Raw genomic sequence first — 12,184 nt, 5'->3', positions numbered from 1 at the left:
TTAACGCGTTTTTAACCATCCTGTGATGCTCATACGTTCAGAGGCTTTTACAACTTTTACTTCGTGTTCAAGAATCTGACTCTCAAAAATAACTAAGCGTCCTGGAATTGGTAAAATATCCAGCACTTCTTTTTCCGTGTAAATTGTTAGTTCGCCACCGTTTTCTCGTGGCCAGTTTTCTTCGTTTAAATAGCACACAATAGAAAGTTTCCGGCGGTCGTCATTTTGAAAAGTATCCAAATGGCGTTTATAAAATGTTTCTTTTGGGTAAACCGCGTAGTGGAATTCTTTATGGAGAATTCCTAAAAAGCAGGTTTTGTTTAAATAATCTACCAGCTCATTTATTTTTCTGAAGAAAACTAATTCAGCTTGATTTGCATTATTTTCATCCATCCAAAGAATGAAATCCCCACGAATGGTTTTGACTATTTCTTCTTTGACTCGGTTGCCGATTGCCGATTTCTTAAACTTATCGGCTTCGTATTTTGCAAGTAATGAATTGCGCAAAATCTCCACATCTTCCGAAGAAAAAAAGTTGTTTATAATGCAGTATTGCTGCTGAAGCAAGTCTTCAATAATAGTTTCGAACAAAGGATTTTCAACGAATTCCAGCTGTTCAAAAAGTTCTTCGGTCATTTGCAGTTCTATAAAAAAGTAAGTAAAGATAGGTTAGAAATCTATAGGTTTCTTAAAATAAATTTCTTTTCAAAAGCAGTATCTTTGAGGTCTAAATAAAAGTAATGCAAACAATACGAATTACTAAGATTTTTTCCTTTGAAACTGGCCACGCCTTATACGGTTATGATGGTAAATGCCGGAATGTGCACGGACACAGTTACAAACTTTCTGTGACTGTTGTTGGCCGTCCAATTGATGACAGCAACAATGTGAAATTTGGGATGGTTATAGATTTTGGGGATTTAAAGAAGATTGTAAAGGAGGAAATTGTTGATGTTTTTGATCATGCTACGGTTTTCAATAAAAACACACCACACGTTGAATTGGCAAAGGAATTGAGCGATCGCGGCCACAATGTGCTTTTGGTAGATTATCAGCCCACTAGCGAAATGATGGTCATTGACTTTTCAGAAAAAATAAAGAACCGTTTGCCAAAAAATATTCAGCTTCATTCCTTAAAGCTTCAGGAAACCGATAGCAGTTATGCAGAATGGGTTGCTGGAGATAATTAAAACCAATCACTTTCCTATCTTTGAATATGCAAATTCCACAAGGCAAGAAAATATACTTCTCCAGCGACAACCATCTTGGTGCGCCAACCCAAGCTGAAAGCTTACCGCGCGAAAAGATTTTCGTAAAATGGTTAGATTCCATAAAAGACGATGCCGATGTGATTTTCCTTCTGGGTGATCTCTTCGATTTTTGGTTTGAATACAAAAAAGTTGTTCCGAAAGGCTTTGTTCGTACCCTTGGGAAACTTGCAGAACTTCGAGACAGTGGAATCCAAATTTATTTTTTTGTTGGAAACCACGATTTGTGGATGCACGATTATTTTGAAAAGGAGCTCAATATCCCTGTGTATCACGAGCCTAAGGCATTTGTGTTTAATAACAAACATTTTTTTATTGGCCATGGTGATGGAAAAGGCCCAGGCGATAAAGGCTATAAACGAATGAAAAAGGTCTTTACAAGTCCTTTTTTTCAATGGCTTTTCCGATGGGTGCATCCCGATATTGGTGTACGCGTGGCCCAGCATCTTTCAGTGAAAAATAAATTGATTTCAGGTGACGATGACAAGCATTTTTTGGGTGAGGAAAAAGAATGGCTTGCGCAATATGCAAAACGCAAATTGGAAAAAGAGCATTACGATTACTTCATCTTTGGACATCGCCACTTGCCAATGGAAATAAATGTTGGTGAAAATTCAATGTACTATAATCTTGGTGATTGGATTAATCATTATACTTATGGCGTTTTTGATGGAGAGAAGTTTGAGTTGAAAGAATTTAATGTTGATAATAATTCTATAAATCTTTAACGTCCCACAAGGTCTTTCTGCCCCTAAAGGTATTCTAGCGTAGCGTTAAATTATTCATTTGTGAGACCTACAAGGTTTTTTAGAAACTTTGTAGAAATTTTGAAGGTTGAGTTTTATTTAAAAAGAAATCGCTAATCACCAAATACTGCTTACTGAATACTGAACACTGAATACTGGATACTGAATCACTCCATAATATCCTTCAGCCGAAGCTGCAAACTCACATTTCCCTGCCACTCATTTTCGTCTATACAATATGCTGCCTTGAAGGGTTTTCCACTACAAGCAATATCACTTTTTTCAGCCATGCTAAATCCAATTCCTGTAAATTGATTGGAATTTCCTTGCTTTACCACCACTCGTAAATGTGTTTTGTCTTCTCCCACGCATTTACCAAAACCAATATCTTTTAGATTTTGGGTCATAAACGTAGGGGTCATATTTCCGGGGCCAAAGGGGCCAAACTGTTTTAAAATCCTAAAAAATTTCGGTGTGATATCATTTAGATCTATTTCTCCATCTATCTTAATTTCTGGAGTGAGTAAATGTGGAGCTATGGTTTCTGAAACTACACGTTCAAATTCATTTTTAAAATTTTCAAAATCTTTTTCAAACAGGGTGAGACCGGCGGCATACATATGTCCACCAAATTGTTCAATATGTTCTGAACAGCTTTCCAAGGCGTTATAAACGTCAAATCCCTTTACAGAACGCGCGGAAGCAGCAAGCTTTTCTCCGCTCTTGGTAAAAACTAGAGTAGGGCGATAATAGGTTTCTGTCAATCGTGAAGCTACGATACCAATAACACCTTTGTGCCAGTTTTCTTGATAGACAACGGTGGTTTTTCTTTCTTCCTCCTTATTATTGATAATTTGCTGAAGCGCTTCTTCGGTAATGGATTTATCTGCTTCTCTTCGGTCTGTATTGAATTTTTCAATTTCGGCGGCAAAGATTTCAGCTTTTTCTAAATCGTTTTCAACAAGCAGAGTAACAGCGTGGTTTCCGTGTTTCATGCGTCCTGCAGCGTTAATGCGAGGAGCAATAATAAAGACCACATCGGTGATGGTAAGTTTTTCCTTTTTCACCTGCTTTAAAATAGCTTTAAAACCAGTACGTGGATTGCTGTTTATTACCTTTAATCCATAATAAGCTAGAATCCGATTTTCACCGGTTATGGGAACAATGTCCGCGCCAATCGCAGTGGCCACCAAATCTAAATACAGAAGTAGATCTTCAGTTTGAAGCCCTCTTTTAACTGAAAGCGCCTGAATCAATTTAAATCCAACCCCACAGCCACAAAGCTCTTTATACGGATAATCACAATCTTCGCGCTTTGGGTCTAGTACGGCTACGGCTTTTGGAATTTCCTTCCCCGGTCTGTGGTGGTCACAGATTATAAATTCAATATTTTTTTCGGAAGCATACGCGACTTTATCAATGGCTTTTATCCCGCAATCCAGAGCGATTATCAAGGAAAAGTCATTATCGTAAGCGAAATCTATTCCTTTATACGAAACGCCATAACCTTCGTCATATCTATCAGGGATATAGGTTGCGACATTCGGGTAATAACTCTTTAAATAAGAAGAAAGCAGTGCTACACTTGTGGTTCCGTCAACATCATAATCGCCATAGACCAAAATGTTTTCTTCGTTTTCAATTGCTTGTTCGATGCGAAGAACGGCTTTGTCCATATCCTTCATCAAAAACGGATCGTGAAGCTCTTTAAGACTTGGACGAAAAAATTTTTGAGCTTCTTGAAAAGTTTCAATCCCGCGTTGTACCAATAATGAAGCTATTAGTGGCTCTACTTTCAAAGCTCTTGAAAGGGAATTCACTTTATCGTTTTCGGGTATTGGTTTAAGGGTCCAGCGCATGTTTCATTATTCTCGTATAAAAGTACAATATAACTTTTTTGAATTCAATTAATGATAGGGTTTTTCCTATACTAAAAAGGGGCTTTTCCTACAGGATAAGTTGTTTTAATTTTAAAATACAGGTGTTTAACCCTTTTGAAATCAGTTGTATATGTGTATTTAGTTTTAATTTGAAAACTATCTTAGCAATCTGCAATCAATTTAAGAATGTGGAAAATATTAATTTAAAACTAGTATTATGAGATACACAATTAAAGGCAAACTACAATCTGCCATCTGTGATGGAAATGATTTTGCTATTCGGGACACAAAAATCCGGATTTACAGCTTGAACGAAGAACAAAATGGAGCAACCGCACTTACTGCTGCCCAAAGCAAAGAAGTTTCTCAAGTGTTTGAGGAGAACGATATCCAAAAAAGAAGCAAACAGCTACTTGCTGAAACCAAAACCGACGCTTCGGGAAATTACGAAGTGACAATCAATGATGATAAAACCAAATACGACGGCGGAGCTGTTGCTGTTGTGCTGTTTTATGATGAAGTACCAGATTACGGACAAATAGATATCCAGAAACCTAAGAATTTTAAACTATTTGAAGTCCTATTGGATGTTATTCAACCTAAATGGAGACAAGAGGAAAATGGTCTCGTGGCGGTTTGGAACTATTCAATCCTTATAAAGGTTTGGTGTTATATTTTGAAAAGGCTAGATATTTGGATGATTTGTGGAACGCTTAGAAATTGTAAAAGTAATGCGCCTCTTGGCGGGATTGAGGTTATTGCCATGGATGACGATATAATTACAGATGATCTTTTGGGAAGTAAAATAACAGATGCCAACGGAAACTTTTTTATTTATTATCGTTCCAAGGATTTCAAAAAAACTTTTTTGTCTCCTTTTATCAATGTGGAAACCACGCCTATTTTCAGCTTTGACAATGGACCGGATGTTTATTTTAAATATGCATTTGACTCTAGTGAATTTTTTGCTGAAAATCCTTCTGAAGCGCAAAACCCGAAAAGAAAGAATGTGGATAACTGCCTTTGTGTAGAACTGTGTTTACCAGAATCTCCAGCTCCTACTAATGAATCTAAGTCGGCATTTTACAGTATTGGTTTTGAAAGGCGCTACGGTATAGTTAATAATATTGATCCAGCAACTGGAAGAACCAATGGAAAATTGGAGACTAACTGGAATAATCAAGCTTTTTACGGTAACATAATGTTATTGGGTTCATTGAAGGCTAAATTGAATGGACAGCCAAGTGAATACAAATTCCAATATGCACAAGTTTTGGATCCTTCTATATTAGTAGGAACCATTCCCGAATCAAGCTGGAAAGATGTAATTGAATCTGATATTGCCAAAACTATAATTGGCACTAAATTATTAAACCCCTTAGAACCTGAAATTGGTCACGATAATTATGTAATTGGAGGGACTGATGCAGCGAATTCTGATGGAGGTACGGACTTTAAAGTAGCTTTCAATGATAACTGGGTAGTAGTGCCTCAAACCAGCGGAATCCATTTTGGTGAATCTTTAATTCGGCTTAAAACCACCAATTTAACAGGAGGGGAGGTTGATAAAAGTAGTTTGATAGCAGGTAATACCTCTGGTCCATCTTTAGAAAGCAATAGTTATTTCGCTCTGCGTATGTTTAGACGTGAGGCTAATAATCCTTCCACCGAAATAATTTGTGGGAAGTCCAGGCCTCTAGCAATGTTCAATACGTATTACAAGGATGTGCCCCAAGGAGGAACATGGGATACGGAAGGAAAAAGCACAGAATTGGGAATCGCGACAATTGATCTGCAAGAACTAGTAGATGGCGGAAGCTGTAGTAAAATTGAAAATACATTGCGGGTAAATTATACATCCGCCAATCCCAATTTGGGCAATGTAACAGTGCAAATGTATGGTCCAGGCGGACCCCATAGTTTCGAACCAGTGTCATATCCGTCACTTGGCGAAGAAGCTTTTGGCTCTCTAAACTATCTTGGTAGCGTTGCAGCATTGCCTAATTGTGCTTTTGAAGTAAAGCTCTTTGCAGAACTCAATCTTACCAACGGAGAGTTGCAACATCGCACAATAAGAGATAGGGTGCTCTACTGTAAATTCAAACAAGATTAATAAAGTAAAAGTGATTTTTAGAAATGTCCGAAAGTAGAGGTGAATCTTTTCTTTCGGACATTTTATGTGATATATTATCTTGCTATTTTTACTTTCGAAATTTTCCAACTCATTTATAATTATATTATGCCATTAGTAACTCCACTTTCACCAAACCACGACACAGAAACAAAAGAACTCGCAGAATTTTTTAACGAAACCCTCGGTTTCTGCCCAAATAGTGTGCTCACTATGCAGCACCGACCTGCAATAAGTGCTGCTTTCATCAATCTTAATAAAGCTGTAATGGCGAATGAAGGCCGTGTTACTTCGGCATTAAAAAGGATGATTGCTTGGGTAAGTAGCAACGCGACAGGTTGTCGTTATTGCCAAGCGCACGCAATTCGCGCAGCCGAACGTTATGGCGCGGAACAGGAGCAACTCGATAACATTTGGGAATATAGAACACATCCTGCTTTTTCGGAGGCAGAACGCGCCGCCCTTGATTTTTCACTGGCAGCTAGCCAAATTCCAAATGCAGTTAATGATGAAATTAAAAAACAACTCTACAAACACTGGAACGAAGGGGAAATAGTAGAAATGTTGGGCGTTATTTCGCTTTTTGGATATTTAAACCGTTGGAACGATTCCATGGGAACTTCTATTGAAGAAGGCGCTGTGGAAAGTGGGGAGCGGTTTCTTGGAAAGCTTGGCTGGAATAAGGGGAAGCATGGCTAATAATTTAGCCCAATGGTGGTTGTTTTAAAAAATTAAGAACTTTTTTCTTTTTTAAAACTTTCCGTTGTTTAAAGGATGGCGCCGTGGAAACTGGCGAACAATATCTTGGGAAACATGGATGGAATAAGGGAAAGCATCTTTGATTTTAGATCTGCCTGCCAAAAGTCAGGGTTTATCATTGATCTTTTGTTAAAGTTAATACATGAGCCCAAAGAGATGAAGCGGTATTATCTTTAATGCCCCAATTTCAATATCATCTCTTAACACGTACGCATTTTTGACGCCTGTAATCTGTTGGGTGGTTTTGTTTTTCCCGCCTATTTCAACCGTATATTTTCGGTTTACGATAAAATCTCCTTTTTTGGCTAAATGAATTTCATAAAGATGCTTCATCTGGTTGGCGAAAAATGTTTCACGCAGCGTTCCTTCCTCTAATTGACTTTGGGCGAGGGCATAAATTAAGTTAGTATTGTTAAGGTATAACTTCTCGGGTTTGGTGAATGCTCCTATTCCTTTTGATTGCGTGAAAAATTCGTGAATGAGTTCGGCACGGTCTAAAATTTTAAGGGAATTCAATAAAAAATTCCTCGAAAACCCTAAACGTTCACTAAGTTTGGAAACATTAGGTGTAAAAGGAGCACTCTGTGCAATGGCCACGAGCAGCTTTTTTATTTTTCGACTTTCCTGAAAAGACATGTTTTCCACAGAACTTACGTCTACTTCCAACATGAGATTAATGGTGTCTAAAAGCTTAGGGTAATAATTATCGATTCCTTCAAAACTATAGGGGTAGCAACCGTATTTAAGGTATTCCTTAAATTCTGCAACAGGGAATTCAACTTGTTTTTTAAGTTCCAAGGCCACTTCCTTTTGATTTTTCAGAATATATTCAAAGTCGAAAGAAGGCAAATCCAAATTGTGTTTGATATTCAAATATTCCCGGAAGGACATTTCCTTTAAAATATATTTTACTGCACGTCGGCTTAGGTCAGATTCTCCTTTGTTTATTTCTAGAATGGAAGAAGAGGTAAATATTACTTTTAATGAAGGTAATTGGTCGTAAATCAATTTTAGCTCGCGCGACCAATTGGGGTATTTGTGAACTTCATCTAAAAACAGATGCGTACCCCCTTGTAAGGCAAATTCCTCGGCCAAACCAATCAGTGTGTGATTTAAAAAATAAAGGTTGTCTAGTGAAGTGTAAAGTGCTTTATCAGACGGTGAAAGGTGAAATTTTATCTGTTGAAGTAATAAGGTGGTTTTCCCTGAACCCCTCGCGCCTTTTACGCCTATAAGTCGCTGTGACCAATCAATCTCTTTTAAAAGATACCGCTCTTTTCGGGTGTCCAGAGCGTCTAATATGCGTTCGCTGATTATAAATAGATCGTTCATATTGTTCTTGATGAAGAACAAATATAGCAAGAATTGTTTTCTTTAAAGAACAATTAAGGCTAATTATTGTTTTTTAAGAAAAACAATTTTGATGAATTACCTTATTTCTTGCCGGAAACCACAACCACAATTTCCCCCTTTGGTGGTTTGTTTTCGAAGTGTTTTAAAACCTCTTCAGCAGTTCCACGCACGGTTTCTTCATGAAGTTTTGTAATCTCACGAGAAACAGAAACTGATCTTTCAGCTCCGAAATATTCAACAAATTGAGCCAAAGTTTTCAAGAGTTTGTGCGGCGATTCATAGAAAATGATGGTTCTTGTTTCTTCGGCTAGAAGTTCGAGGCGGGTTTGACGGCCTTTTTTCACCGGCAGAAAACCTTCAAATACAAATTTATCATTTGGAAAACCACTGTTTACCAATGCAGGAACAAAAGCTGTAGCTCCGGGCAAACAATCCACTTCAATACCGGCTTCTACGCAGGCACGCGTCAATAAAAAACCAGGATCGCTGATGGCTGGAGTTCCCGCGTCGCTTATCAAGGCAATATTTTCGCCATTTTGAATACGTTTTACAATTCCTTCCACCGTTCGGTGTTCGTTGTGCATATGGTGGGAGTACATTTGGGTACCAATCTCAAAATGTTTCAAAAGTTTTCCGCTGTTTCGGGTGTCTTCGGCGAGTATTAAATCTACTTCTTTAAGCACTTCAACAGCGCGAAAGGTCATGTCTTTTAAATTGCCAATTGGTGTGGGTACTAGATAGAGTTTTCCCATAGTTTATGCGCGAACGGTTTTTCCGAAGAAATAAGAAGTCAATAATAAAATAATTGCAATTAAAGGAAGTGTCATTGCCGGATCATCTAAAGTATAATGTGCAAAAGAGGCTAACACTAAATCAAAAAATAAGCCTGCATAAGCCCATTCCATTACCCACTTTGGTTTTCTTATAAGAATAAAAAGAATAGCGAAGATTTTGGCTATTGCCATAGGAATTACCAAATAGCTTGGATATTGATAATCCTGATAATCACCTTCAATTACGGCAGTATCGGTTAAATACGTAAAAGCAGAATATAGAAACAGAGCACTGAGTAGTCCAGTAGCTATCCAATAAACAATTTTTTGGGCTCTCATATAAGTGTATTCTAATTAAAACGTTTTTCAATAATATGCATAAAACGCTCTGAATACACTTCCTTATCCATCCAATAATTATAATCTGGCTTTACTTTACCTTTTATAAAACTTTGTGCCTCTTCATAGTTTTCCATCGTATTTATTTGTGAAAGTACGCGGGTATAATCTTCTACTTGTCCTTCAAAAAGATGTTTTATAAATGCCAATCTATCATTTAAACCGATGTTGAGCCCTTTGTTTACAGAGTCGTTTAGAGATTTTGCTCGAGATTCCGTCGTTGTTTTTTTAGGCTCTTTTACTTTAACGGATTCTGGGAATAATTCAGTCTGCTTTCGCTCAAATTCCGGGGTTTGTTGGTAACTAGAGGCAAATTCCTCCAGATCGTTTTTAATATATTTTGTAGTTGGTGCCTCCTCTTTTTTCACTGGTTCTTCCACAGTTTCTTTCACTGGTTCTTCCACAGAAGTTTCGTCGCTATTTCTAGGGAGCATTTCGTCCAGTAGCTCATCAATACGCTCTCCTTCTTCGGGCATTTGAGCAACAATATCCTTTATTTTTTCCATTAAAGGCTCAATAATATCCTCTCTGTTTTCAGGTTGTGGCACGGGCTCTGGTTCGGTAAACCAGTTTTCTTCGCGGAAACTTTTGGAGTCTAAGGATTCTTCTGTCTGATCGTCATAATCTTCTTCCAATTGTTTTTCGAGATACTCAAGCACTACCAGTTTTTCATAAAGTTTAAAAACCAATTCCTTTGCAGAAGTTGCTTTAAACGTTTTTTCGTCTTCAATTATTTGCTTTGCAAGCCTAGTAATTTGCTCGCGGAGTTTCTTCTTCATATCTTTTTAAATTAAACCGAATTTCTATTTTGTTTTTATAAATTTACGCATCCTTTGTGTAAACATCAACTATTTTTGTTTTCTTGTTTAAATCCGTTGTTTACAAAGGCTTTTAAACAGACTTCAAGTTGAGCCTTCTTTTTAAAAAATATTAATACCGAAGTTGTCTGTAAAATTAAACTATGTTTCTTGAAAATACCGTAAATCAGAAAGAACAATTTGGATGGATTGAAGTTATCTGTGGTTCTATGTTTTCAGGAAAGTCTGAAGAACTTATCCGAAGACTGAAACGTGCCAAATTTGCGCGTCAAAAAGTGGAGATTTTCACTCCATCTGTAGACACACGATACGCTGAAGATTCAGTTACAAGCCATGACAGTAATCACATTCGCTCCACGCCCGTTCCGGCAGCTGCAAACATCCCGATTTTAGCAGATAACTGTGATGTGGTTGGGATTGATGAAGCACAATTTTTTGATGATGAAATTATAAAAGTGTGTAACGATCTTGCCAATCGGGGTGTTCGGGTTATTGTTGCAGGTTTGGATATGGATTACAAAGGAAACCCTTTTGGTCCTATGCCCGCTTTAATGGCAACTGCCGAATATGTTACAAAGGTTCATGCCATTTGCACTAGAACTGGAAATCTTGCTAATTACAGCTATCGGAAAGCTAAAAGTGAAGCCCTGGTGCTTTTAGGCGAAACCGAAGAATATGAACCATTGAGCCGTGCAGCGTTTTTTAAAGCGCAACTTCGAGATAAAGTGGTGAAATTGGACGTTAAAGATGTTGAAGCTATACCTGCCGAAAGCCAAGAAAAAACCGAGGATAAAAAGACCTAAAAGAGCGAAGATCAATCTTAGAAAAGACTCTGCCCCAATACACTAAAAATTGAAATTTTTTTAAATGCGATTATAAAATATAAAATCTTAAACTTCAAGTTTAAATGCCCAAAGCCAACGAAACTTTACTGGAAATTGATCTTAATGCGTTAGATAATAACTATCAATACATTACCTCAAAAATAAAACCCGGCACCAAATTTATGGCCGTTGTAAAGGCTTACGGCTATGGGAGCGATTCCGTTATAATTGCCAAGGAATTGATAGATTTAGGCGTAGATTATTTTGCAGTTGCTTATCCAAGCGAGGGGGAAGCACTTAGAGGTGCTTCCATTGAAGCTCCTATTCTGGTGCTACATCCACTTCCAATAAATTTCGAACTTATTGTAAACAGATGTCTGGAGCCAAGTATCTATTCGCTGCGAATGTTGGAAGAGTTTATCGCTTTCACAGAAGCCACCGGCAATCAAGAAAATCGACTAGAAAACTATCCAATCCATTTAAAATTTAATACAGGTTTGAATCGTTTGGGCTTTGCTGAAAATGATATTTCAAAAATTTCTGAAATGCTTGCTAAAACCAAAAGTGTAAAGGTGAAATCGGCTTTTTCGCATTTAGCAGCTAGTGAAGATATAAACGAAAAGAAATTCACACTAAAACAGATTGAAACATTCCAAAGACTTTCCGAAGAATTGATTCTTAAATTAGGCTACAAGCCACTGTTGCATTGTACAAACACTTCTGGAATTATAAATTATCCCGAAGCGCACTTTGATATGGTGCGCTCAGGAATAGGTCTTTATGGTTTTGGAAACGATAAAGAAGAAAATAAACATTTGAAACCTGTTGGAACCTTAAAAACAGAACTCTCACAAATTCATACGGTTAAAACAGGAGAAAGCGTGGGCTATAATCGTGGTTTTATCGCTAAAAAGCTAACGCGTTCCGCAACGCTTCCTATTGGCTATGCAGATGGTATTCCGCGATCCTTTGGAAAAAGCACGGGTTGGGTAACTATTAATGGCGAAAAAGCCTTTATTCTTGGCGACATCTGTATGGATATGATGATGGTAGATGTTACGGGTATCAATTGCGAAGAAGGTGATGAGGCCATTGTTTTTGGATCTTCTGTAACTGCTGAAGAATTAGCTGCAGCTATAAATTCTATTTCTTATGAATTGATAACGGGAATTTCACAACGTGTGAAACGCGTTGTTTGCAGAAAGTAGAGATGCAATTTGTAAAAAATAAAAT

General features: G+C 37.5%; 12 protein-coding genes. 6 read left to right on the top strand and 6 right to left on the bottom strand.

The window, feature by feature from the left end:
• Complete coding sequence (locus G440_RS0109025; protein WP_026451010.1) at window positions 1-636, bottom strand: 2OG-Fe(II) oxygenase; 636 nt, start codon at window positions 634-636, stop codon at window positions 1-3.
• A gap of 104 nt (window positions 637-740) precedes the next feature.
• Between G440_RS0109025 and G440_RS0109020 the strand changes: the two genes are divergently transcribed.
• Window positions 741-1,190, top strand: a complete 450-nt coding sequence (locus G440_RS0109020) for a 6-pyruvoyl trahydropterin synthase family protein (protein WP_026451009.1) — start codon at window positions 741-743, stop codon at window positions 1,188-1,190.
• Between the two features lie 26 nt (window positions 1,191-1,216).
• The gene (locus G440_RS0109015) at window positions 1,217-1,996 is read left to right on the top strand and encodes a UDP-2,3-diacylglucosamine diphosphatase (RefSeq protein WP_026451008.1); all 780 of its coding nucleotides are present in this window, start codon (window positions 1,217-1,219) and stop codon (window positions 1,994-1,996) included.
• Window positions 1,997-2,181: 185 nt separating this feature from the next.
• Here G440_RS0109015 and recJ read toward each other — a convergent pair whose 3' ends face one another.
• Entirely contained in the window at window positions 2,182-3,873 is a 1,692-nt protein-coding gene (gene recJ / locus G440_RS0109010; RefSeq protein ID WP_026451007.1) for a single-stranded-DNA-specific exonuclease RecJ, read from the bottom strand.
• Between the two features lie 238 nt (window positions 3,874-4,111).
• On the opposite strand from recJ, the gene G440_RS0109005 reads away from it, so the two are divergent.
• Window positions 4,112-6,007 (top strand): hypothetical protein, encoded by a 1,896-nt coding sequence (locus G440_RS0109005; RefSeq protein ID WP_026451006.1) that lies wholly within the window; start codon window positions 4,112-4,114, stop codon window positions 6,005-6,007.
• 126 nt (window positions 6,008-6,133) lie between these two features.
• A complete protein-coding gene (locus G440_RS0109000) occupies window positions 6,134-6,724 on the top strand; it encodes a carboxymuconolactone decarboxylase family protein (RefSeq protein ID WP_026451005.1) in 591 nt (196 codons plus the stop codon).
• Window positions 6,725-6,919: 195 nt separating this feature from the next.
• Here G440_RS0109000 and G440_RS0108995 read toward each other — a convergent pair whose 3' ends face one another.
• The 4 genes from G440_RS0108995 to G440_RS19725 form a co-directional block, all read right to left on the bottom strand.
• Window positions 6,920-8,116, bottom strand: coding sequence for an ATP-binding protein (locus G440_RS0108995; protein WP_026451004.1), 1,197 nt, complete (start codon window positions 8,114-8,116; stop codon window positions 6,920-6,922).
• A gap of 101 nt (window positions 8,117-8,217) precedes the next feature.
• On the bottom strand, window positions 8,218-8,889 hold the full coding sequence (gene rsmI, locus G440_RS0108990) for a 16S rRNA (cytidine(1402)-2'-O)-methyltransferase (RefSeq protein ID WP_026451003.1): 672 nt from the start codon (window positions 8,887-8,889) through the stop codon (window positions 8,218-8,220).
• A gap of 3 nt (window positions 8,890-8,892) precedes the next feature.
• Window positions 8,893-9,249 (bottom strand): DoxX family protein, encoded by a 357-nt coding sequence (locus tag G440_RS0108985; RefSeq protein ID WP_026451002.1) that lies wholly within the window; start codon window positions 9,247-9,249, stop codon window positions 8,893-8,895.
• Between the two features lie 11 nt (window positions 9,250-9,260).
• Window positions 9,261-10,088 (bottom strand): hypothetical protein, encoded by an 828-nt coding sequence (locus G440_RS19725; protein ID WP_051285245.1) that lies wholly within the window; start codon window positions 10,086-10,088, stop codon window positions 9,261-9,263.
• 182 nt (window positions 10,089-10,270) lie between these two features.
• Here G440_RS19725 and G440_RS0108975 point away from each other — a divergent pair, with 182 nt between their 5' ends.
• Entirely contained in the window at window positions 10,271-10,930 is a 660-nt protein-coding gene (locus G440_RS0108975) for a thymidine kinase (protein ID WP_026451001.1), read from the top strand.
• 104 nt (window positions 10,931-11,034) lie between these two features.
• Window positions 11,035-12,159, top strand: a complete 1,125-nt coding sequence (alr, locus tag G440_RS0108970; protein WP_026451000.1) for an alanine racemase — start codon at window positions 11,035-11,037, stop codon at window positions 12,157-12,159.
• The last annotated feature ends 25 nt before the right edge of the window (window positions 12,160-12,184 follow it).

Source organism: Aequorivita capsosiphonis DSM 23843, from assembly GCF_000429125.1.
Taxonomy (GTDB): domain Bacteria; phylum Bacteroidota; class Bacteroidia; order Flavobacteriales; family Flavobacteriaceae; genus Aequorivita; species Aequorivita capsosiphonis.
Note: the sequence above shows the minus strand (reverse complement) of the source record. Positions and strands in the feature narration are given on the sequence as shown.